This is a genomic window from Rhizomonospora bruguierae (assembly GCF_018397995.1).
In the GTDB taxonomy this organism is placed as follows: domain Bacteria; phylum Actinomycetota; class Actinomycetes; order Mycobacteriales; family Micromonosporaceae; genus Rhizomonospora; species Rhizomonospora bruguierae.
In genome coordinates, this window is the sequence record NZ_BBQH01000015.1 from 144139 (window position 1) to 166556 (window position 22418).

Consider the following 22418-nt stretch of genomic DNA (forward strand, 5'->3'; position numbering starts at 1 on the left):
AGGGGGGACTGCTTGGGCGGTGGATAGATGATTGTGCCGGTCACGGGTGTACCGTTTCGCCGTCTGTCGTAACGGCGGGGGGCGATGGCTGCACGTACGGTCACCAAAAGCGGCCCAACCGGGTCGAAACCCGGCGTCCGCATCGCGCGTTACGGTGGACATCCGTGACATGAGGGTGGGCGCGGGTACTTTACACGTCCGGGAGAGCTCATATCCCGGTCGTGGTCGGGGCACAGCGGGAAGAGTCAGGGAGAGACGTGCCGAGCACCAAGAGCAGCCGGCTGGTCATCGTCGAATCGCCGGCGAAGGCCAGGCGCATCGCGGGCTTCCTCGGCCCGGGGTACGTCGTCGAGGCGAGCATGGGTCACATCCGGGACCTGCCGCGCAACGCGGCCGAGGTGCCGGCGGGGTATGAGGACAAGCCGTGGGCCCGGCTCGGGGTCGACGTGGACAACGGCTTCGAGGCCCTCTATGTGATCTCCGCCGACCGTCGGAAGCAGATCACGAAGCTGCGTTCGCTGGCCAAGGAGGCCGACGAGCTGTTCCTGGCCACGGACGAGGACCGGGAGGGCGAGGCGATCGCCTGGCACCTGGTCGAGACGCTGCGCCCGAAGGTGCCGGTCAAGCGGATGGTCTTCCACGAGATCACCGAGTCGGCGATCCGGGCCGCGGTGGCCAACCCGCGGGAGATCGACCGGGACCTGGTCGAGGCGCAGGAGGCCCGGCGGATCCTGGACCGGCTGTACGGGTACGAGGTCTCCCCGGTGCTGTGGAAGAAGGTGCGTACCGGCCTGTCGGCGGGGCGCGTGCAGTCCGTGGCGACCCGGATCGTGGTGGAGCGGGAGCGCCAGCGGATGGCGTTCAGGTCCGCCGAGTACTGGGACATCGTGGCCACCCTTGCGGTGGCGCAGGCCAAGGAGGGGCCGCGCACGTTCCACGCGACCCTGGTCGCGCTGGACGGCGACCGGATCGCCACCGGCAAGGACTTCGAGCCGACCACCGGCCAGCTCAAGCCGAATGCGGGCGCGGTGCGCCTGGACGGCGACGGCGCCCGGGGCCTGGCCGCCCGGCTGGCGGACCGGCCGTTCGCGGTCACCCGGGTCGAGGAGAAGCCGTACCGGCGCCGCCCGTACGCGCCGTTCATCACGTCCACGCTCCAGCAGGAGGCGTCGCGCAAGCTGCGGTACTCCTCGGAGCAGACGATGCGGATCGCGCAGCGGCTGTACGAGAACGGCTACATCACCTACATGCGTACCGACTCGGTGAACCTCTCCGAGACGGCGATCTCGGCCGCCCGGACCCAGGTGGCGGAGCTGTACGGCGACCGGTTCGTGCCGCCGCAGCCGCGCCGGTACACCGGCAAGGTGAAGAACGCGCAGGAGGCGCACGAGGCGATCCGCCCGGCGGGCGACGTGTTCCGCACCCCGGGCGAGGTGGCGCAGGAGCTGTCGACCGAGGAGTTCAAGCTCTACGAGCTGGTCTGGCGGCGCACGATCGCGTCGCAGATGACGGACGCGGTCGGCTCGTCGGTGTCGGTGCGGATCCGGGCGGTCTCCACGGCCGGCGAGGAGTGCGACTTCGGCGCCACCGGCAAGACGATCACCGACCCGGGTTTCCTGCGCGCGTACGTGGAGTCCTCGGACGACGAGAACGCCGAGGCGGAGGACGCCGAGCGCCGGTTGCCCACGCTGGTGAAGGACCAGCCGCTGACCGCCGAGGAGCTGGCCCCGACCGGGCACACCACCCAGCCGCCGGCCCGGTACACCGACGCCTCGCTGGTGAAGGTGCTGGAGGAGCTGGGCATCGGCCGCCCGTCCACCTACACCTCGATCATCAAGACGATCCAGGACCGGGGGTACGTGTTCAAGCGCGGTCAGGCGCTGATCCCGTCGTTCCTGGCGTTCGCCGTGGTGGGGTTGCTGGAGCGGCACTATCCCCGGCTGGTGGACTACAGCTTCACCGCCGCGATGGAGAACGAACTGGACGAGATCGCGGGCGGCGCGGCCGCCGCGGTGGACTTCCTGACCTCCTTCTACTTCGGCAGCGCGACGGGCGGGGATGAGTCGATCGCCCGGGGTGGCGGCCTGAAGAAGATGGTCACCGAGAACCTGGGGGAGATCGACGCCCGCAGCGTCAACTCGATCCCGCTGTTCACCGACGCCGAGGGGCGCGACGTGGTGGTCCGCGTCGGGCGGTACGGCCCGTACGTGCAGCGGACCCGCCCGGGCGAGGAGGGCGACTCGCCGGACAACCGGGTGTCGCTGCCGGAGGGCATCGTCCCGGACGAGCTGACCCCGGAGAAGGTGGACGAGCTGTTCCTGGGCGGCAGCGGCGAGCGCAAGCTCGGCGAGCACCCGGAGACCGGCGAGCCGGTGGTGCTGCGCTCCGGCCGGTACGGTCCCTACGTGTCCACCGGCGACAAGAACGCCTCGCTGTTGCGCAGCCAGTCGCCGGAGCAGCTCACGCTGGCGGACGCGCTGCGGCTGCTGTCGCTGCCCCGTACCGTCGGCGCCGACCCGGAGGGCAACGAGATCGTCGCCGCGAACGGCCGGTACGGGCCGTACGTGAAGCGCGGCGACGACTACCGGTCGCTGGACAGCGAGGAGAAGCTGTTCACGGTCAGCCTGGAGGAGGCGCTGGCCCTGCTGGCGGCGCCGAAGACCCGGGGCCGGCGGGCCGCCGCCCCGCCGCTGCGCGAGCTGGGCCCCGACCCGGAGACCGAGAAGCCGATGGTGATCAAGGAGGGCCGGTTCGGGCCGTACGTTACGGACGGCGAGACGAACGCGTCCCTGCGCCGGGGTCAGTCGGTGGAGCAGTTGACCGCGGAGGAGGCGGCGCGGATGCTCGCCGACAAGCGGGCCGCCGGGCCGTCGCCGCGGAAGAAGGCGGCGAAGAAGGCCGCGCCGAAGAAGGCGGCGGAGCAGGGTGCGGAGCCGGCGAAGAAGGCCGCGAAGAAGGCGGCGGTGAAGAAGGCCACGGCGGCGAAGAAGGCGCCGGGGAAGGCGGCCGCGCCGAAGAAGGCGGCTACGTCGTAAGGGTGAACCAAGCGGGCGCCCATCCGGCTTTGAGATTAATTTGACCTAATCAAGCTACTATCCGGCGCCATGGCTTGGCAGCACGTCGCACACTACTGGCTCACCGCCGCTACCGGACTCCAGCTGACCCGCGGGGCGCGGTGGCGGCGGCTCTCCCGGCCGCCGGCTACCCGTCTGCGGGCGCCGGTGTTCATCTTCACGTCGGTCCGGTCGGGCTCGACGCTCCTGCGGATGATCCTGAACAGCCACTCCCGGCTGTACGCCCCGCACGAGCTGCACCTGACCGGGCTGCAAGTCCAGCTCAAAGACAAGTACGTCACCGACAGCATGACCCAGCTCGGGTTGACCGAACCGGAGCTGGACGTGCTGCTGTGGGACTCGGTGATGGCCACCGCGCTGGCCCGCAGCGGCAAGTCGGTGCTGGTCGAGAAGACCCCGCACCACGTGTTCATGTGGTCGCGGATCGCCCGCACCTGGCCGGAGGCCCGGTTCGTGTTCCTGCTGCGGCACCCCGCCGCGGTGCTCGACTCGTGGCGTCGGGCCCGGAGCTGGCAGACCGCGGACCAGGCCGCCGCGCACATCACCCGGTACGCCACGGCGCTGGATGAGGCGCGGCGCAACCTGCCCGGGCACACACTCCGGTACGAGGACCTGATCGCCCAGCCGGAGCCCGAGACCCAGCGGCTGTGCGAGTTCATCGGTGTGCCGTGGGAGCCCGGCATGCTCGAGTACGGCCGGCGGGACCACGGCCCGATCCGCTCCGGCCTGGGCGACTGGACCGAGCGGATCCGCAGCGGGCGCATCCAGCAGCCCCGCCCGCTGCCGGACACCGCCGACCTGCCCGCGGAGCTGGCCGAGATCGCGCAGCGGTGGGGATACCAGGTGCTTCAGCCGAGCACGCGCCCGGTGTAGGCGTTGGCGAACCGGCGGTCGGGGTCCAGTTTGTCCCGGACCGCGAGGAAGTCGGCGAACCGGGGGTATGCGGGCGCGAGGCTCGCCGCGTCCCGGTAGTGCAGTTTGCCCCAGTGCGGGCGGCCGTCGAGATCCTGCGCCACCCGCTCGAACGCCCGGAAGTACGGCTCGTACGGCGCCCCCACGTACTGGTGGATGGCGATGTACGCGCTGTCCCGCCCGTAGCCGTGCGACAGCCAGATGTCGTCGGCGGCGGTGAACCGCACCTCGACCGGGAACAGCACCTTGAACGGCAGCGCCTCGACCACCCGGCGCAGGCCGGCGAACGCCTGCCGCAGGGCGGCGCGCGGCAGCCCGTACTCCATCTCGACGAACCGCACCCGGCGGCTGGTGCAGAACACCCGGTCGGACCGGCCGGTGTAGGTGCGCGCCGAGAGCGCCCGGGCGGAGACGGCGTGGATCGCCGGCGCCAGGGCGGGGACGGCCCGGCCCAGCCGGCAGGCGCCCCCGAACACCGTGTTGGACAGCAACTCGTCGTCCAGCCAGCGGCGCGCCGGCGACAGGGGACGGTCGTCGGCGGGCACCCGGTTGTTGCGCTTGAGCTGGACCCGTTCGGTGTACGGGAACCAGTAGAACTCGGCGTGGTCGTTGCCGGCGACGTGCTCGTCCAGGCCGGCAAGCACGTCGGCCAGGGGCAGCGGGCGCTCGTCGGCGCGCAGCGTGAACGCGTCCACGCAGCGCAGCGTGACCGAGGTGAGCACGCCGAGCGCGCCGAGCCCGACCCGGGCGGCGGCGAACACGTCCGGCCGCTCGGCCGCGTCGCAGGTCAGCACCTCGCCGGCCGCGGTGACCAGGGTCAGCCCGGCGACGGAGGTGGCCAGGCAGCCGTACCGGGCGCCGGTACCGTGCGTGCCGGTGGAGATCGCTCCGGCGATGGTCTGCGCGTCGATGTCGCCGAGGTTGGGCAGGGCCAGGCCGTGCCGGTGCAGCAGGTCGTTCAGGTCGCGCAGGGACATTCCTGCCGGGACGGTCACCAGCCGGCTCGCCCGCTGCACGCGGACCGGTGTGGCGAGCCGGGACAGGTCCAGCAGGACGCCCTCGGTGACCGCGGCCGGGGTGAAGGAGTGCCCACTGCCGACGGCCTTGACCGGGCGCCCGGCGCCGGCCGCGGCGCGGACCGCCGCTACGACCTCGTCCACGGTGGCCGGGCGGAGCGGCTCGGCCGCGGCGCGCTGATTGCCCGCCCAGTTGGTCCACGATCCCGGCACGGGGCACCTCCCGAAAGTGAGTACCGTTCATAGCAGGCCCGGTGGATACCGGTAAAGAACGAACCGATCCGTCCGGTGCTTCGTGTCGTTAATCCGAGTACAGTTCGGTCTTCGTTCGCCGCCGGGCCGCCCGCGGCCGACGGGGGCGATCGCCCAGGGGTACAGAGGAGTGGCGAGTGTCCACACCAACCGTCACCGCCAAGCCCCTGCGCCGGGTACCGGTGCAGGGCCGCAGCGTCGCCCGCGTGCAGCGGATGCTCGACGCCTGTGCGGAGCTGGTCGACGAGGTCGGCTACGAGTCGTTCACCACGACCATGCTGGCCGAGCGGGCCACCGTGGCGATCGGCTCGGTGTACCAGTTCTTCCCCGACAAGCGCGCCATCGTGCAGGCGCTGACCCTGCGCAACCTGGAGGCATACCTGGGCCGGCTCGGCGCCCGGTTCGCCGAGGGCGGCTTCGGCCACTGGTGGGACGGCGTGGACGCGGCCATCGACGAGTACATCGCCATGCACCGCACCGTGCCCGGCTTCCGCACGCTGCACTTCGGCGACGTGGTGGACGTGCACCTGCTCGACGCCGAGCGGGACAACAACGCGGTCATCGCCGACCAGCTCGCCGGGTTGCTGGTCAAGAGCTTCGGGGTGGCGGACACGGGGCGCCTGCGGTTCGCCCTGTCCATCGCGGTGGAGGCCAGCGACGCGCTCATCAAGCTGGCGTTCCGGCGGGAGCCGGACGGCGACGAGGCCGTGCTCACCGAGGCCAAGGCGCTGGCCCGGGAGTATCTGCACCGGCATGTCGAGCCTGATCACAGGAAGGCGTGCCCCTCGCCCCGGTAGGTCAGCGCCGTGCCGACCACCGCGTCGCCGTCGATCAGGTGCAGTTCGTTCGCGTGCTCGGCCAGCTCGCCGGCCTTGGCGTGCCGGAACCAGACCCGGTCGCCGACCGCGAGTCCGGCCGCCGCCGCCCCGCGCAGCGGGGTCTGCACCTCGCCGGCGCCCTCGGTGCCGAGCAGCCGCAGGCCCGCCGGCAGCCACGGGGTGGGCAGCCGGTCGGCGCCGGGCGCGCCGGAGGCGATCCAGCCGCCGCCGAGCACGGTCGCGATCCGTGGCGCCGGCCGCCGCACCACGCTCAGCGCGAACGCCGCCGCGGGGCGCGGGCGCCAGGCGCGGTAGCCGTCGAACAGGGTCGGCCCGTACAGGCCGGAGCCGGCCGTGATCTCGGTCACCGCGGGGTCCGCGGCGGTGGTGGCCACGCTGCCGGTGCCGCCGCCGTTGACGAACTCCAGGTCGACCGCCCCGCGGACCGCCGCCACCGCCGCGCCGCGCCGGTCGGTCAGCTCGCGCAGCGCGGCGCGCTGCATCGCGCGCACGCCGGCCGCCCGCGTCCGCCGGCCCGGTGGCGCGTCGCCCACCCCGGCCACCTGCGCCTCGTACGCCATCAGCCCCACCAGCCGGTACCCGGGGCGCGACGCGATCCGCGCGGCCAGGGCGCCCGCCTGGGCGGCGGAGTGTACGGGCGAGCGCCGGACGCCGACGTGCAGGCCGAGCACCCGCCACGACGCGTCCAGGTCCAGGCAGACCCGGACCGGCTCGCGACGCCCCGGCGGGAGCACCGCGTCGACCAGGTCGAGCTGGGCCGCCGAGTCCACCATGATCGTGACGGTGGCGGCGAGGGCGGGGTCGGTGGCCAGCTCGCGCAGGGCGGACCGGTGTGCCGTGGGGTACGCCACCAGGACGTCCCCGGCGACGCCGGTGCGGGCCAGCCAGATCGCCTCCGGCAGGGTGTACGCCATGGCGCCGCGCCAGCCGGGGTGGGCGAGGGCGCGCCGGATCAGCTCCCGGCAGCGCAGCGATTTCGTGGCGATCCGCACCGGTTTGCCGCTCGCTCGCCCCGCCAGGTCGGCCGCGTTGGCGTCGAACGCGCCGAGATCGACGGCGGCAAACGGGGGATCGAGGTGCGCGGTGGCGGCGTCCAGGCGGCGCCGCGGGCCCGGCACAGTATCGACGCTCATCGTCGCACCCTAGTTGAAGCGAGTAATTTTCACATCATCCACCCCGCCGACACACCTTCAGGGAGCGCCAGGGCCGTCGATCGGCCCCGCGCGGACTACAGTGAACGCGCGGAATGACAGGCTCCGGGGGTGAACGATCAGCGGGAACGGCGGTGACGGGGGCGCGGCACGGGTACCCGGCGGCGGGGCCGGCACCGGGCCGGTCGAGCTGTCCGGCATCCAGGCGCTGCGCTCGGTACTGCGGATCCGGCCGTTCCGGCGGCTCTGGATGGTGCTCGGGGTCGCCTCGTTCGGCGACTGGCTGGGCCTGCTCGCCACGGCGGTCTTCGCCGCCTCCCAGGTCAGCGGCTCGGCCGCGAAGGGCCTGGCATTCGGGTCGCTGATCGCGGTCCGGCTGCTGCCGGCGCTGGTGCTCGGGCCGGCCGCCGGCGTGCTGGCCGACCGCTTCGACCGCCGCTACACCATGGTGGTCTGCGACCTCCTGCGGTTCGTGCTGTTCGGCTCGATCCCGGTGGTGGGCATCGTCGCCGGCAACCCGGCGATCACGATCGGGTGGGCGGCGATCGCCACCTTCCTGATCGAGACGGTCACGATGATCTGGATCCCGGCCAAGGAGGCCGCGGTACCCAACCTCATCCCGCGGGCCCGGCTGGAGGTCTCCAACCAGCTCACGCTCATCACCACGTACGGGCTGACCCCGGTGCTCGCCGCGGTCGGGCTGTCCGGGCTGAACGCGGTGCTGCCCACCTCCGGGCGCGACCCGGCCGCGTGGAGCAACCCGACGAACCTCGCGCTGTACTTCAACGCGCTGTCCCGGCTGGCGACCGCGATCGTCGTCCTGTTCGGGATCAAGGAGATCAGCGGGCGGGACGGCCGGCGGCGGCGCCCCGAGGAGAGCGTGCTGCGGCAGTTCTTCGACGGCTGGAAGTACGTCGGGCGGACCCCGCTGGTGCGCGGCCTGGTACTGGGCATCCTCGGCGCGTTCGCCGGCGGCGGCATCGTCATCGGCACCGCGCAGTTCTACGCGCAGTCCCTCGGCGGCGGCGACTCCACCTTCTACCTGCTGTTCGGCCTGATCTTCATCGGCCTCGGGGTCGGCATCGGGCTCGGCCCGCTCGCCGTCAACCAGCTGTCCCGGCGCCGCTGGTTCGGCATGAGCATCGTGCTGGCCAGCGCCTCCGTGATCGTGCTCGGCCTGGCGTTCCACCTGTCCCTGGCGGTCTTCGGCACCCTGCTGGTCGGCGCGGGCGCCGGCATGGCGTTCCTGTCCGGCACCACGCTGCTCGGCGGCGAGGTCGGCGACGACATGCGCGGCCGGGTCTTCGCGTTCATGCAGACCGGCACGCGGGTCGTGCTGATGCTGTCGATCTCGCTGTCCAGCGCGCTGGTCGGCCTCGGCGGCTCCCGCCAACTGCGCATCGCCGACCTCGGGATCTCCATCTCGTCCACCCGGCTGCTGCTGATCGCCGCGGGCGTGTTCGGCATCCTCACCGGCATCAGCGCCTTCCGCCAGATGGACGACAAGCCGGGCGTACCGGTGCTGCCCGACCTGTGGGGCTCCATGCGCGGGCGCCCGCTGTCGGTCCCCGAGCCGGTCTCCTGGAGCGGGCTGTTCGTGGTCTTCGAGGGCGGCGAGGGCGCCGGCAAGTCGACCCAGGTGCAGCGGCTGGCCCAACTGCTGCGCGAGCGCGGCCGGGATGTGGTGGTCACCCGCGAGCCGGGCGCCACCGACCTCGGCGTGCGCATCCGCCGGCTCGTCCTGGACGCCGACTCGCCCGCCGCGTCGATCTCCCCGCGCGCCGAGGCCCTGCTCTACGCCGCCGACCGGGCGCAGCACGTGGCATCCGTGGTCCGCCCGGCGCTGACCCGGGGCGCCGTCGTGATCAGCGACCGCTACGTCGACTCCTCCCTGGCGTACCAGGGCGCCGGCCGGACGCTGCCGGTGGAGGAGGTCTCCTGGCTGTCCCAGTGGGCCACCGGTGGCCTCAAGCCGGACCTGGTGGTCCTGCTGGACGTGGACCCGCTGGTCGGCCGCAGCCGGGTGGCGGCCCGCGGCATGGGCGAGGACCGGCTGGAGGGCGAGTCCGCCGAGTTCCACGAGCGGGTCCGCTGGGCCTTCCTCGACCTGGCCGCCAGCGATCCCCGCCGGTACCTGGTGCTGGACGCCACCCGGCCGCCGCAGGAACTGGCCCGCGCGGTCGCCGACCGGATCCAGCCGCTGCTGCCGGCGCACCGGCCGACGCTGGAGGACGTGGCGGCGGTGACCCCCGCCGGCATCGAGCCGCACTCGCACGCGAGCGACGCCGGCCCGCACTCGTCCGGCGACACCCCCGGGGTGCCGCCGGAGGGTCCGTCCGGCGACACCCCTGAGGCCGGGGGCGACGACCCGGCCACCGATCGCGAGTTGCAGCGGCGGTCCTGATGGCGGACGTCTTCGCCAACCTGGTCGGCCAGCCCGAGGCCGTGGCGACCCTGCGTCGCGCCGCCGCCGCGGCCGCCGCGATCGTGGGCCCGGCGGGCCCGGCCGACGGCACTGAACCGTCCGGCGCCGGGATGACCCACGCCTGGCTGTTCACCGGGCCGCCCGGTTCTGGGCGGTCGGTGGCGGCGCGGGCGCTGGCGGCGGCGCTCCAGTGCGAGAACGGCACCGGCTGCGGCGCCTGCTCCGGCTGCCACACCACCCTGGCCGGCACCCACGCGGACGTGCGCTTCGTGGTCCCGGAAGGGCTGTCGATCAGCGTGGGCGAGATGCGGGCGCTGGTGCTGCGCGCGGCCGGCGCCCCGACCGGCGGCCGGTGGCAGGTGCTGCTCGTCGAGGACGCCGACCGGCTCACCGAGGCGGCCGGCAACGCCCTGCTCAAGGCCATCGAGGAGCCGCCGCCGCGCACCGTGTTCCTGCTCTGCACGCCGTCCACCCACCCGGACGACATCTCGGTGACGATCCGGTCCCGCTGCCGCACGGTCCCGCTCCGCCAACCGCCGCCGGAGGCGGTCGCCTCGGTGCTGGCCACGCGCGACGGCATAGCGGAGGAGACCGCGCACTGGGCGGCGGCCGCCGCGCAGGGTCACGTCGGCCGGGCCCGCCGGCTGGCCCGCGACCCGCAGGCGCGGGAGCGGCGCGCCGCCGTGCTCGCCGTGCCGCGCCGGCTGACCGGCGTCGGCGCCTGCTTCGACGCCGCCTCGGCGCTGATCGAGGCCGCCGAGGCGGAGGCCGTCGCCGCGGTCGTCGAGATGGACGCCCGGGAGCGCGCCGACCTGGAGACCGCCCTCGGGGCGGGCGGCACCGGGCGCGGCGCCGCCGGGGCGATCCGCGGGGCCGCCGGCCAGCTCAAGGATCTGGAGCGCCGGCAGCGGTCCCGGGCCACCCGCGCCCAGCGCGACGCCCTCGACCGGGCCCTGGTCGACCTCGCCGGCTTCTACCGGGACGTGCTCGCCGTCAAGTTCTCCGCCCCGGTACTGCCGGTGCACGCCGACACCGCGCCGATGGCCGAGACCGCCGCCGCCCGGTGGACCGCCGAGGGCACCCTGCGCCGGTTGGAGGCGGTGCTGGCCTGCCGGCAGGCCGTCGAGGCGAACGTGAAGCCACGCATCGCCGTCGAAGCGATGATGCTCGCTCTCTGGCGCGGCTGAGTTATCCACAGGGGCTTTTGGGCCCCGGGGGATGACGGTACCTTCGGTGCCAGCGGGCGTACGCAGGGTGACGCGGTGAGGGTGGGATGGCGCGCGAGATCGACGAGGGCTGGATCGAGGAGGCGGTCGAGCGCTACCGCCGCATCGAGTCGCTCCAGGCCGAGTTTGAGAAGACGGTCGGCGCCGTCGAGGTGACCGTGCGCTCGCCCGACGGCCTGATCGAGGTGGTGGTCACCGCCGCCGGCACGATTCGCGAGGTCACCGTCGTGGGGCGCCTGCACGGCCGCTCCGAGGCGGAGGTCTCCCGCTCGATCGGCGCCGCCGTCGCCGGCGCGGCCGACGCGGCCGCCTGGGCCCGCCGCAAACTGCACGCCGAGACCTTCGGCGAATACCGGCCGCTCGGGGAGGTGTGATGGCTGTCGTCCGGCGGCGCATCGTGGGTACGGGCGCGGTCGCGCCCCCGCCGTGGAGCGTGGCGTGATGTCCGGGCCCCGCGAGGTCGCTCGGGCGGTGGAGGCCATCGCCACCGCGGTCACCGGCGCCAGCGGCGGGCTGGGCGGCCTGGGTGGCGGCCCGTCGGGCTTCGGCGCCGACGCGCCCGGCCGCCTCGGTGAGCTGGGCCGGGAACTCCACGGCACGTGGGAGGCCGCGCTGGCCGCCCGCTCCCGCGAGGCCGCCGCGGCGGGGGCCCGCCTCGCCGACGCCGCCCAGGCGCTGCGCCTGATCGGGAGCGGCTACGAGGATGTGGAGGCGGCGGCCCGCCGCCGCCACGCGACGGAGTCCTGAGTGGACGCCCTCGGCCGGCTCGCCGCCCCGGCCGGCGACCTGTTCGCCCGGGTGGATGCCGCGCTGATCCGGGCCGGCGCGCCCGAGGAGCACCCGATCTGGCCGCTGCTGCGCCGGGTGGGCGCCCTGCCGGGCGAGGCGGTCGCCGCCGTGGTCGCCCTGCGCCCCGGTGGGCTGACCCGGGCCGCCGCCCCGCTGCGCGGTCTCGCCGAGGAGTACGAGCGGGCGGCGACCACCGGCGCCCGCGCCGCCGGCCAGGGCGCTCCCGGCCGGGGCGCTGCCGGGCACGGTGCCGGCGGGGGCGGGGCGATTGGCGACGGCTGGTCCGGCGCCGGGGCGGACGCCTTCGCCGGGCACTGGTCGTCGCTCGCCGGCCACCTCGCCGGCCCGGAGGAGAGCCTCGCCGCCCGGCTGCGCGCCACCGCCGGCTACGCCGAGGCCGTCGCGGACTGGATGGCCGACACCCGGGCCGCGCTCGCGGCCGCGCTCGCGGAGGCCCTCGGTTCGGCCGAGGCGGTCGCCCTGGTGACGGCCGGGCGCGCGGGCGCCGGCGTCGAGGCGAGTGTGGAGGGTGGCTGGCCCGGCGGCCAGCCGCCCCCGCCCGGGGCGGCGGTCCGGGCCGCCGCCACGCTCGGCGCCCGGGCGCTGGCCGCGATCGACGCCGCGTACGACGGGGGCGAGCGGCTGCGCGGCGCCTGGTCCACACACCTGGTCGAACTGCGTTACCGGGCGCCCGCGTCGGACGGTCCACCACCGCCCAACGCCCTACGCGTCCCGCTCTGACCCGGTCCCGTCCTGCGCGGCACGGGAATCGGCCGGAGAATGCCAACGGCGTCGCGTGCGGATCGCATGCGACGCCGTGGCCCTTTCCTGCACCCCCCGCAGGCTCAGACTCCCCACTCAACGTCGGATTCCCCCGGTTGTCGCGGGGGAGCGGCGCCTTTCACCCGTCCGGCCGATCGGGTTTCGGACGAGTCGAGGGCCGCGCCGCCGATCCGGGGGGCGCGGTTCGTGACCGTTCGGTCGGCGCTGTGTCGTGCCCGTGGTGGCCGCCGGGCGGGAGATCTTGGTACCGATCTGGCCAGAAATGCGGCGTGTCGCACCACGATCTCGCCCGGGGCTGCCGGCAAAGCCCGAAAGTCGAGGGGTACCACAAGTCCAAGATCGGCCGAGGGTGGGCCGGTGGCGGGCGGGTGCTTCACACGGGCTCGCGGACGTAGGGTGTCGATATGGGCATGCTCTGTGCGGTCAGCTTCAACCGGTACGGGCGGCTCTACTACCTGGACCCCGGCGACCTGCGCCCCCAGGTCGGCGACCGGGTGCTGGTACCCACGGATGACGGCCCCGAGGTGGCCGAGTGCGTGTGGGCGGCGCAGTGGGTGTCGGAGGAGACCGCGGGGTTCCCGAAGCTGGCCGGCATGGCCACCGAGCGCGACCTGGAGCGTGACGAGCTTCAGCGGCGGCGCAAGGCGGAGGCGAAGGTGGCCGCGAAGCGGCTGATCCGCGACCATGACCTGCCGATGAAGGTCGTCGCCGTGGACCACGTCCCGGAAAGCGCCGACACCGGCACCGGCGCCCGCACCACGATCTACTTCACGGCGCCGCACCGGGTGGACTTCCGCTCGCTGGTCCGCGACCTCGGGGCGACGCTGCACTGCCGGGTCGAGCTACGCCAGCTCTCGGCACGGGACTCGGCGCGGGTGCAGGGCGGCATCGGCTCCTGCGGGCGGGACCTGTGCTGCGCCACGTTCCTCACCGACTTCGAGCCGGTCACCATCCGGATGGCGAAGGACCAGGATCTCCCGCTCAACCCGCTGCGCATCTCCGGCGCCTGCGGCCGCCTCATGTGCTGCCTGAAGTACGAACACCCGCTGTACCAGAAGTTCCAGGCGAGCGCGCCGGCGCTGGGCGAGCGGGTGAGCATCCCGGAGGGCGAGGGCAGGGTGGTCGGGCACAGCGTGCCGCGGGACTCCGTCATCGTCCGGCTGGACGCGGACGGCTCCCGCCTCTCGTGTGGCCGCGCCTCCGTGTGTGGTTCGCGCCAGGCGTACGAGGAGCGGCACGGCCCGGCTAGCGAATCGTGATCGGCGGCTCCGCGAGGTAGGGCTGGAGGCGCTTCTTCGGGGCCAGCCATGACACCCACGGCGGCGCGTCCGGCTGCGCCTGCCACTGCCGCCCGACCCGGTCCATGGCGATCGGGTAGATCGTCAGGGCGCCGTCGGCGGCGATGTGCAGGCGCAGGAAAATCTTGTAGTCATCGATTCCCTGGCCGGCGAACAGTTCGTTCACGTTCACCCCGAACTGGCTGGCGACCAGCAGGTACAGGCTGGTGAGCTGGGCCGCGACCAGGCCGGAGACCGGGCCGTAGAGCACGGCCGCAGCGACCAGCGGCAGCGGCCACGGCCAGTCCACGAACGGCAGGTGCAGCCACGCCCAGGCGCCGAGCGCGCCCAGCGTCAGGTGCGCCAGCCCGTGCCCGATGCCGAGCAGCCAATGCTGCGGGTGCCGTTTCGCGCTCGCGTTCGGCGGCCGTGCGAACAGCACCGCGCCCCCCATGACGAGCAGCACCATGATCCCCAATGGCACACTGAACAGCCGGCGCACCACCTCGTCGGTGCGGGTCGCCGCGCCGACCATCGCCAGCATCAGCAGTGTGTGCAGCACCCCGAGCATGGTGGCGAAGCCCGGGTTCCGGAACGGCAGCCGCGCGAACACCCCCCAGGCGAGCCGCCGCGACGTCGGCGCCGTCGGGTACCGCGCGGCCAGGTCGTACGCCTGGCTCGGGCTCTTCTTGCGGTTGATCGCGTCCTTCGGCGGCACCGTGATCCGCTCCGGAAGCTTGTGCGTCGGGTACAGGTACGCCCCGCCCCCGCCGCAGGTGATCAACTGCCGGTGCCGGCCCGTGTAGCGCGCGTAGTGGTGCAGGTCCCCGGAGAGCATCAGCGGCACGCGCGCACCAGTCGGCGCGATGATCGTGCGGACGAAGTAGTCGATCGTGTCGTACGCCTGCGGCTTCGTCGCCGACTTCACCCAGGTCGGCTCCGGCGAGCACAGGATCACCCGGTCGCCCGGCCGAAGCTGCTTCGCCGCCTCCTGGAAGTAGATCAACTGCGGGTCGTCCAGGTACGCGCCCGACTGCTCGTCGATCGCGAACAGCCACCACCGCTGCGGCAACTCCACCACGAAGTACGACCGGGACTGTTCGATCCGCCACGCGCCGACGTTGTCGCTGCGCACCTTCACGAACAGCCGCAGGAACGCGGTCAACCCGTCGTACCAGTCATGATTCCCCGGTACCGCGTAGAGCGTCGGCGCCACCGCCTCCGGCCCCGGGTTCGGGAACGCCGCCGCGTAAGGGCCCTTGCACCGGTCCTCGTACGCGTCCGCGCTGGCCGTCGGGTACACCTGGTCGCCACCCATGACGAGCACCTGGCCGCGCGGCAACTCCCGGCCGTCGACGGCGAGCGAGGGCTGGGCGAGCAGGTAGGCGATGCTGTACGTGCTGTGGAACCCGTCGCCCAGGTCCGCCACGTAATCCAGCCACAGCTCCCCGCCCGTGCCCGGCTGGGAGTGCACCTGAGCGCCGAGCGCGTTCTGTAACTCCCGCTTGTCCAGGTACGCGCCGAACAGCGCCGCGAGCAGCGTCCGCAGCCCGGTGCTGAGCAGCAGAAACGGCGCCAACCACGGCACCGGCCGGCGGGGGGTGAAGCCCAACTCCATCGGGTCCAGGCTGCGGGGGCGGCGCAACTCGGGCGCTTCGTGCTCGTCCGTCACGATCCCGCAGCCTAGGTCGTCGATGGCTATCCGGCGAGCGGCTACCCGACTCGGCTCGGCGCCATCGCCGAGGGTGCCCGCGAGACGCGCAGGCGGCTCGTCGCGTACACTTGCCCAACGTTGCCGCCTTAGCTCAGTCGGCAGAGCGACGCACTCGTAATGCGTAGGTCGACGGTTCGATTCCGTCAGGCGGCTCGGCAACACAAAGGCCCTGGTCAACCCACATGACCAGGGCCTTTGTCGCTCCCCCCAACGAGGGGCGTCTATCAGGAAGATCGACGACGGCGCCTCTTGGCAACAAGATCGGCAACAGGAGTGCCGAACAGCGCCTTGTTCATCCGCTTCGCCGCCCTACGCGTCATCTCCACGCCGACATCCTGATACCCGCGCGTCGTCCGTGAATCGGCATGGCCGAGCACCTCCTGAATGACCGACAGATCCTCGCCCATGTCCAACAACGTCGTCGCCGTCGTGTGGCGCATGACGTGCACCCTCGCGTCCCCCACGCCCGCCTCGGCCAGGATGCTCTTCCACTCCGCCCAGTCCACCCGCGGGTCGATCGGCGCACCGTCCACCTGAGCGAACACAAGGTCGAGATCCAGCCACCGGTTGCCGGCCAGCAACCTCTCCTGCGCCTGCGCGGCGCGGTGCTCCTCCAGCAACTTCACCACGTTCGGCGGCAGTGCTACCGTCCTGGCGCGCGGCCGCCGACGCCAGCCCTTCGGTCGAGTGAACACCAGCCCGCCCTCTATTCGATCCGGACATGATGCCGCATGCCCCACACAGTCCTGGGCGCACGGCGGTGGGCAGCCCCGCCTGTGCGCCCGGTGCCTCGTGCAGTCCGGCAGACACGGCTGCGGACACAGACCGCCCGGCCGGCCCTTGTGCTTGCCCGGGCAATCCGGCGGGCACGGCGGCGGGCAGCCCGGTCGATGTCTCGCGCAGTTTTTCGGGCACGACTTGAAGCGATGCAGGCCCTTCGGGTTGTGTTTGCGTGGCCGGCCGCCGCACGCGTGCGGATCCTTGCAGCCATGTCGCCACTTCAGCCGCTGGATCTGCCACTGGATGCTGATGACGCCCTCATCCAGATCCAGGTCGTCCCACCGCAGCCCCAGCGTCTCACCCTGCCGCGGGCCGATGGCCAGCCCGACGAACCACCGGGCAGCGTTGCGCCGGCCCCGGGCCACCTCGAGCACCCGGCGGCTCTCCGCCTTGCTCAGCGACTCCTGCGCCACCGTCGGCGAGCCCGGCGGGTCGAGCAGCTTCGCGACGTTGCGGCCGACCTTGCCTCGCCGCAGCGCGATCTCCAGCCCCCGGCGGATCACGGCGTGGGTTTTCAGCACATGGCCTTCACTGCACGGCGCCGGCTTGCCGTCAACTTTCCGGCTGTACATCGCGCGGTACAGCCGATCCAGGTGGTCCGGCTCCAATGCGTCCAGTCGGATGCTGCCCATCTGGGGGAAAATCCAGCAGCGACAGCGCGACCAGTAGTCGTCCAGCGACCGTGGCGCCAGCGCCCGCTTGCCGTACGGCGCGATGTCCGTCAGCCACGTCGTGAACCACTGCTCGACGGTGGGCACCCGGCCCGGCTGTGGCTTCCGGCCGGCACCCACCTCGCGCAGTAGCACACGCAGTTTCCGACGCACATCCTCGGGTGTCGCGCCCCGTCGGTATCGGCGGTCCAACTTCCCGTTCGCCTTGTGCCCAACGGTCACCGCCGCGCGGTAGCCGCCCTCCGCCGCGAAGATCGGAATATCAGCCAGGTCCGGCAACTCCATGACTCAGGAACCGTACCTGCCAGAGCCCGGCACGGCACCCTCTTCGCGCCGGCGAGTCAATCGACGCACGTTGCTGTCGCCGCCCGTGTCCTCCACGCCGTCGGCGTAGCCCTCCCAGTGCGCGGCCTTCAGCGCCTGCGGCATCTGATCAGCGATCCGGGCGACCACCCGGCTGAGTCGCCGCAGCTCGTCGGTGTTCCGGTTGTGCAGCTTCTGCAACTCGGCCAGCACCGCGGCCAGCTGCTCGTCGACATGCGCCTCCAATGCCTCGCGATGCTCGGCCACCTGTCCCTCCAGCCGCGCCAACGTCGCGCGCTGACCTGTCGCGACACGGCGGTGCATGGCGGTGATCGCGCCGAGCATGCAGGACACCACCGACAGCGCGCCGGCCGCGACCACTGCGGACACGGCGCCAACGGCGAGATCCCGGCTGTGCAGCATCCACGTCATCGCCAGCAGGACGAGTGCGGCGAGCCAGAAAAACACCGCCGCGGCGACGAGGGCGTCGAGCCAGATGTGCCCCGCTCGAGGTGGGCCGGGGATGAGTTTGCTCAAGGGCATGGTGGGTCGGCCTCCCGTGAGGTGCGTGCCTTTCGCGACCCCCCGACGACTGCCCCGCCAGGGTGGAATGGATCAAGACAACGAACGGTAGCGACCCAGATCACACCCCGGCATGGGATGATCGGACTGCATTCACCGACGACGGTCGAACGGTCGACTACCCGGCACTCCGCCGACCGGACGGCTTCGAGACATTCCGGGCAGCCAGCATGCGGATGCTCTCCCGCAGGAAGCGCTTCTCGCTCTCCGGCGTGTTCGGGTCGCGCAGCTTGCGCAGGATCTCCTGGATCTCTGGCTCCAACGGGACCTCGGGGGCCTGCTCCTGCGCCGCCGGGTCGCTCCAGTCCAGTGCCTGATACGCCAGCCTGGCCGGCACGCCTAGGCCGTCGAAGAAGGCGCGCACCTCGGATGCCCGTGGATCCTTCGTCCACTCGCCCGCACGCCACCGATAGAAGGCCGACTTGCTGACGCCCGTGCGCTCGACGACCTGGGGGATGGTCAGACCAGCGGCGCCGGCGTCCTCAAGTACGCGCTTCACCAGTCTGGCGAAGCGCGTGCGACGGACATGCAGCGGCACCGGCACCAATGCACCGTAAGTCCCGAACTCGGGAGCCTCTTCCCGCTGGCGGGCATCTTCCCGCACTCGGGCAGCTGGCGGCGAGTGTGTGCGGTTGACCACGAACACGGCTGAACTGGGCTGCATGAGTCAACCATAGAAGCTGATCAGTACTACCAAGAATCATACGAACGGCTGAGGTATTCCCGCTTTCGGGAAGACGCCTCGGCGCGTACCGTCAGTCCCGTGAACGGGAACGCAACCACCTCAGATCTTCCCGAGATCGGGACGGGCGAAGTCGTCATCGACGGCCAACCCCGCAAGCGCTACCTCTACTCGGTCGAGTCGGTGGCAGCCCTGCTCGGCGACATCACGGAGCGGTACGTCCGCAAGTTCATCGAGAGCGGCCAGCTCCGCTCCGTCAAACTCGGCCGCCGCAGGCTCGTGCCGCACGACGCCCTCAAGGAGTTCCTCGCGAACTACAACGTGCCCGTCGAGGACGACCCCGCCAACGAGACCGCCCCCGCGCGGGCGGCATAGGCCGGGCCGGGCGGGGCGCCCGCCATGGCCACCGGTTCGCGCCCCCGTCGCACCGGTGCCGCCCGGCCCCAACAAAAAAGAGGCGCCGCTCGCGGCAACGAGTCGACGCCCCTGAACAGCACCACGTGGACCACACATCGAAGGGAGTTGGTCCCGCATGCTCGATTCTCAGGCTAGCGAACCGGCCCGACAGCCGCAGACCGCCAGCGCGCAGCACCTACGCCGCACCATGTTCGCCGCCATCGCCGGCATCCACGCCGCCATGGCCGCCGCCGGCACCACCACTGCCATCCTCGCCGGACTGGATGCCCCCGCCCTCTACGGGATCGGCGCCATGGTCGCCGCCGGCGCCGGCTTCGGCCTCGCCGTCGCCCTCTTCCGCCACGTGCTGACCACCACCCTCAACGCCGTCGAGGGATGGGAGCAGCGGTACATCCGCTTCGCCGAAGGCCAGGCCCGCATCGCGGACGAGCAGCGGCAGCTCATCGCCACACAGACGCTGCGCCTGCGCTCGCTCGGCGCCATCACCCCGGCAGGGCCGACGTGGTGAGGCGCACGGTCAACCTCGTCATCTTCGTCACCGTCATCGGCCTGGTCGTCGTGGTCGCCGCGAACATCCGCCTGGTCTGGCGCGAGGTGCTCACCCTGCTCGTCCTCGACCTACTGGTCGCCAGTCCGCTGGTCATCCGCGAACTGAGGCGCGGGGGCGGTGACCACCAATGATCCAGGACGCCATCCTCACCGGCTCGCCGTGGGTCACCGCCATCGCGCAGGTTGCGGTCGCCGCCGGCACCGGCATCCTCGCCGCCGCCGTCATTCTGGCCCGCCGGACCCGCCGGTGCCCCAACTGCGGCGCCACCGCCGGCCGGCACGCCGGGCGCCGCACCACCATGCCCGGACCGCAGGTGCCCACCACCGCCCAGCAGTACACCGGCCAGGTCTACCTGTCCGACCAGACGCGCCTCATGGACGCCGTGCGAGGTGACCGATGAAGGCGTTCACGGCGCTCGCCGCCAACGCCGCGGCCACGCACTGCGACACCTGCGGCCGCCCGCGCGACCACTGGAACCGCGGTGACCGGCTGTACAGTCCCACCTCCCCCGAGTGTCCGCGGTGCGTGCACGTCCTCATCGACGCCGACAAGGCCGCCTCGCGGCTGGAGGGCATGCTGTGACCGCCGCCGTCACCGATATCGCCACCCGCCGGGCGCCCAGCGTCATCGGGCAGATCACCCAGGACGACGGGCAGCGGTTCTACCTCATCGGCAGCGGCGACGACGCGCTGCGGCTGTGGTCGGTCACCACCGCCATCGGCGTGGTGTTCAAGGAGGGCCTCGTCCGCTGGGCCGCCAGCCTCGCCGCCGACGCGGCGTTCGCCGAACTGCCCACCGTCGTCGCCGCCAGCCGGCGCAAGGCGTGCGGCAACACCTACAACCGGTGCTACGAGAAGCACGGGCGCCAGACCCGGTGCGAGCGGTGCGCCTGCGGCGACTGCAAGGAGTGCGTCCGCAAGTTCATCGCCAACCGGCACTACGCCGAGAAATCGCGCCGCGCCGACGAGGGCAAGGCCGTCCACGACGCCATCGAATGGTGGGCGCTGCACGGACAGCTGCCAGCCGTCGACGAGCAGATCCGGCCGTACATCCGGTCGTTCCTGGCGTTCGTCAAGGAGTACGGCCTGACGCCCGACTCGTTCCTGATGAGCGAGGCCGTCGGCGTCAACCGGGCCGAAGGCTACGCCGGGACGCTCGACTGCGTCATCCGCTTCGACGCCCGCGCGTCCGACGCCGCCGCCGACCTGGTGGCCCGGGTGCTCGCCATCACCGTCGAGCAGGCGGTCGCCGAAGGGCGAACCGTCGATCTGATCGTCGACTTCAAGACCCGCGAGAAAGAGCTGGGCGACCGCGGCCCCGAGTTCTGGGCTGAGCAGGCCCTGCAGGTGACCGCCTACCGGCGGGTGGAGACGGTGCAGATCAAAGGCACCGACGTCGAGGTGCCGATGCCGGCCACCGACGGCGGCATGCTCGTCCAGCTCCGCCCGGACGGCGCGACCCCACGGCTGGTGGTCACCGACGACCTGTCCTACGCGGCGTTCCTAGCCGCGCTGAACCTCTACCGCTGGTTCGTCGACTTCGGCACCGCCGCCGTGTCGGTGCGCAGCTTCCCGCTGCCCAAGCCGGAGAAGAAGGCGACGCCTGGCAAGGCCGCCGCGAAGCCGGCTGCCACGAAGGCGACCGCGCCCGCCAAGTCGGCGCCGGCCAAGAAGACGGCGGCCGCGCGCAGGACCACCGCCCCCGCCCGAACCGTCGCCGAGCGGGTGCTCGGCACGCCGCCCGGAACGCTGGCCACCTCCGGCGCCGGGCTGCGCGACGACGAGATCCCGTTCTAAGGAGCCCGACCCGTGTCCGGACGAATCCTCACCTTGCAGCGCCAGGCCCGCGAACTGGGCCGGCTGCGCATGGGCTGGAGCGAGCCCTACACCGACAAGTACGGCAAGGAGAAGCGCAAGCCGGTCAAGTCCACCACCTGGGTGCTCACCACTCCGCAGCGCGCCTACCTCGAGCCCGCCGTGGAGGCGTGGGGCGGCCAGGTGGAGGAGTGGCAGCCGCAGGGCAACGGCGCGAAGGTGTGGCGGATCGTCACCGACACCGACGCCATCGACGCGATCCTGCCGCCCGGCGACCCGTTGAGCCAGGCGTACGAGATGTGGAGCAGGGGCGGCTGCCAGCGGCGCTGCGATGGCGAGACCGAGCAGCTGTCCAACAAGCCGTGCCTGTGCCGCGCCGAGTTCGGTGACGAGTTCCACCTGCAGAAGCCCGAGGTCGTGTGCAGGCCGCACACGCGGCTGAACGTCGTGCTGCCGGACATGCCGGACCTCGGCGTCTGGCGTGTTGAAACGCACGGGTTCTATGCCGCCAACGAGATCGCCGCCGCCGTCGATTTGATTCGTCACGCCACCGGCGGCACGGTCGCCGTACCGGTGCGCTTGCGGATCGAGCCGCGCACCCGGGTCGCACAGGGCAAGACGAAGCAGTTCCTGGTGTTGGCCTTGGAGATCCGTGGCTCGACCGCCGGCCAGATCCTCGCCGGCCAGCCGGCCACCGTGGAGCTGGAGGGGACCGCGCAGCGCCGCGCGCTCGAGGCGGCGCCCGCCGCGGCGAACGGCACGCGGCCGGGCCCGGACTTCTACCATCTGGCCCGCGAGGCGCGGGACGGCAAGACCATCCGCCAGCTGTGGACACAGGCCAACCAGGCCGGCGCACTCGACCAGAAGCTCGCTGACTTCCTGAAGGGCCGCATTGCCGACCTGGAGCCGCCCGCGCCCCCGGCCGCCGACGTCCCGCAGCAGCCCGCCGCCGCGCCCGTCGAGGTGGTGGAGGGCGAGGCGGAGCCGGACGCGGACACCGTGTGGGCGCAGATCAACGCCCACGTCGGCAAGAACCAGAAGTGGTCGGCCGAGGAGCTGGAGAAGCGGGTCATCGCCCTGCTCAACAAGGACAGCGCGGAGGCGAACGGCTGGGAGCTGCAGCGGTTCCTGACCGCGCTGCGCAACGGCGAGGTGGCCTGA

Annotated in this window: 22 protein-coding genes and 1 tRNA gene; 17 read left to right on the forward strand and 6 right to left on the reverse strand. The window is 72.6% G+C overall.

Annotated features, from left to right (window positions below):
* The first annotated feature begins 257 nt into the window (after nt 1–257).
* Nucleotides 258–3035, forward strand: a complete 2778-nt coding sequence (gene topA, locus KJS59_RS07290; RefSeq protein WP_213451532.1) for a type I DNA topoisomerase — start codon at nt 258–260, stop codon at nt 3033–3035.
* A 69-nt stretch (nt 3036–3104) separates the two neighbouring features.
* Nucleotides 3105–3947, forward strand: coding sequence for a sulfotransferase family protein (locus KJS59_RS07295; protein WP_213451533.1), 843 nt, complete (start codon nt 3105–3107; stop codon nt 3945–3947).
* On the opposite strand, the gene KJS59_RS07300 is transcribed toward KJS59_RS07295, so the two are convergent.
* Nucleotides 3923–5215, reverse strand: coding sequence for a D-arabinono-1,4-lactone oxidase (locus KJS59_RS07300; RefSeq protein WP_213451534.1), 1293 nt, complete (start codon nt 5213–5215; stop codon nt 3923–3925). The genes KJS59_RS07295 and KJS59_RS07300 overlap by 25 nt on opposite strands.
* A 176-nt stretch (nt 5216–5391) precedes the next feature.
* On the opposite strand from KJS59_RS07300, the gene KJS59_RS07305 reads away from it, so the two are divergent.
* Complete coding sequence (locus KJS59_RS07305) at nt 5392–6051, forward strand: TetR family transcriptional regulator (protein WP_213451535.1); 660 nt, start codon at nt 5392–5394, stop codon at nt 6049–6051.
* On the opposite strand, the gene KJS59_RS07310 is transcribed toward KJS59_RS07305, so the two are convergent.
* Nucleotides 6021–7226, reverse strand: coding sequence for an amino acid deaminase/aldolase (locus KJS59_RS07310; protein ID WP_213451536.1), 1206 nt, complete (start codon nt 7224–7226; stop codon nt 6021–6023). The genes KJS59_RS07305 and KJS59_RS07310 overlap by 31 nt on opposite strands.
* 244 nt (nt 7227–7470) lie before the next feature.
* On the opposite strand from KJS59_RS07310, the gene tmk reads away from it, so the two are divergent.
* The 6 genes from tmk (at nt 7471) to KJS59_RS07340 (ending at nt 13726) form a co-directional block, all read left to right on the forward strand.
* Complete coding sequence (tmk, locus tag KJS59_RS07315; protein WP_283775752.1) at nt 7471–9648, forward strand: dTMP kinase; 2178 nt, start codon at nt 7471–7473, stop codon at nt 9646–9648.
* On the forward strand, nt 9648–10856 hold the full coding sequence (locus KJS59_RS07320; protein WP_213451538.1) for a DNA polymerase III subunit delta': 1209 nt from the start codon (nt 9648–9650) through the stop codon (nt 10854–10856). The genes tmk and KJS59_RS07320 overlap by 1 nt, the downstream gene beginning before the upstream one ends.
* An 86-nt stretch (nt 10857–10942) precedes the next feature.
* Nucleotides 10943–11269: a YbaB/EbfC family nucleoid-associated protein gene (locus tag KJS59_RS07325; RefSeq protein ID WP_213451539.1), complete on the forward strand. Its 327-nt coding sequence runs from the start codon at nt 10943–10945 to the stop codon at nt 11267–11269.
* Nucleotides 11270–11336: 67 nt separating this feature from the next.
* Nucleotides 11337–11642: a hypothetical protein gene (locus tag KJS59_RS07330; RefSeq protein ID WP_213451540.1), complete on the forward strand. Its 306-nt coding sequence runs from the start codon at nt 11337–11339 to the stop codon at nt 11640–11642.
* On the forward strand, nt 11643–12425 hold the full coding sequence (locus KJS59_RS07335; protein WP_213451541.1) for a hypothetical protein: 783 nt from the start codon (nt 11643–11645) through the stop codon (nt 12423–12425). It abuts the gene before it with no gap.
* A gap of 446 nt (nt 12426–12871) precedes the next feature.
* Nucleotides 12872–13726, forward strand: a complete 855-nt coding sequence (locus tag KJS59_RS07340; RefSeq protein WP_213451542.1) for a PSP1 domain-containing protein — start codon at nt 12872–12874, stop codon at nt 13724–13726.
* On the opposite strand, the gene KJS59_RS07345 is transcribed toward KJS59_RS07340, so the two are convergent.
* Nucleotides 13713–15416 (reverse strand): metallophosphoesterase, encoded by a 1704-nt coding sequence (locus KJS59_RS07345; RefSeq protein WP_213451543.1) that lies wholly within the window; start codon nt 15414–15416, stop codon nt 13713–13715. The two genes, KJS59_RS07340 and KJS59_RS07345, sit on opposite strands and share 14 nt — an antisense overlap.
* A 122-nt stretch (nt 15417–15538) precedes the next feature.
* Here KJS59_RS07345 and KJS59_RS07350 point away from each other — a divergent pair.
* A tRNA-Thr gene (locus KJS59_RS07350) sits at nt 15539–15611 on the forward strand.
* Nucleotides 15612–15682: 71 nt separating this feature from the next.
* Here KJS59_RS07350 and KJS59_RS07355 read toward each other — a convergent pair.
* From KJS59_RS07355 to KJS59_RS07365, 3 genes are all read right to left on the reverse strand, one after another.
* Entirely contained in the window at nt 15683–17194 is a 1512-nt protein-coding gene (locus KJS59_RS07355) for a tyrosine-type recombinase/integrase (protein ID WP_213451544.1), read from the reverse strand.
* A 3-nt stretch (nt 17195–17197) separates the two neighbouring features.
* Nucleotides 17198–17749, reverse strand: coding sequence for a hypothetical protein (locus KJS59_RS07360; protein ID WP_213451545.1), 552 nt, complete (start codon nt 17747–17749; stop codon nt 17198–17200).
* Between the two features lie 163 nt (nt 17750–17912).
* Entirely contained in the window at nt 17913–18338 is a 426-nt protein-coding gene (locus tag KJS59_RS07365; RefSeq protein WP_213451546.1) for a helix-turn-helix domain-containing protein, read from the reverse strand.
* Nucleotides 18339–18557: 219 nt separating this feature from the next.
* On the opposite strand from KJS59_RS07365, the gene KJS59_RS07370 reads away from it, so the two are divergent.
* The 7 genes from KJS59_RS07370 to KJS59_RS07400 all read left to right on the forward strand — a co-directional run bounded on the left by KJS59_RS07370 (nt 18558) and on the right by KJS59_RS07400 (nt 22418).
* On the forward strand, nt 18558–18851 hold the full coding sequence (locus KJS59_RS07370) for a helix-turn-helix domain-containing protein (RefSeq protein ID WP_213451547.1): 294 nt from the start codon (nt 18558–18560) through the stop codon (nt 18849–18851).
* A gap of 157 nt (nt 18852–19008) precedes the next feature.
* A complete protein-coding gene (locus tag KJS59_RS07375; RefSeq protein ID WP_213451548.1) occupies nt 19009–19401 on the forward strand; it encodes a hypothetical protein in 393 nt (130 codons plus the stop codon).
* Entirely contained in the window at nt 19398–19574 is a 177-nt protein-coding gene (locus KJS59_RS07380; protein ID WP_213451549.1) for a hypothetical protein, read from the forward strand. Before KJS59_RS07375 ends, KJS59_RS07380 begins: the two co-directional genes overlap by 4 nt.
* The gene (locus KJS59_RS07385; RefSeq protein ID WP_213451550.1) at nt 19571–19843 is read left to right on the forward strand and encodes a hypothetical protein; all 273 of its coding nucleotides are present in this window, start codon (nt 19571–19573) and stop codon (nt 19841–19843) included. The genes KJS59_RS07380 and KJS59_RS07385 overlap by 4 nt, the downstream gene beginning before the upstream one ends.
* Nucleotides 19840–20025 carry a hypothetical protein gene (locus KJS59_RS07390; RefSeq protein ID WP_213451551.1) on the forward strand — a complete coding sequence of 62 codons (186 nt, stop codon included), beginning with the start codon at nt 19840–19842 and terminating at the stop codon, nt 20023–20025. The genes KJS59_RS07385 and KJS59_RS07390 overlap by 4 nt, the downstream gene beginning before the upstream one ends.
* Nucleotides 20022–21239 (forward strand): hypothetical protein, encoded by a 1218-nt coding sequence (locus KJS59_RS07395; protein WP_213451552.1) that lies wholly within the window; start codon nt 20022–20024, stop codon nt 21237–21239. Before KJS59_RS07390 ends, KJS59_RS07395 begins: the two co-directional genes overlap by 4 nt.
* A 12-nt stretch (nt 21240–21251) precedes the next feature.
* Nucleotides 21252–22418, forward strand: coding sequence for a recombination directionality factor (locus KJS59_RS07400; protein ID WP_213451553.1), 1167 nt, complete (start codon nt 21252–21254; stop codon nt 22416–22418).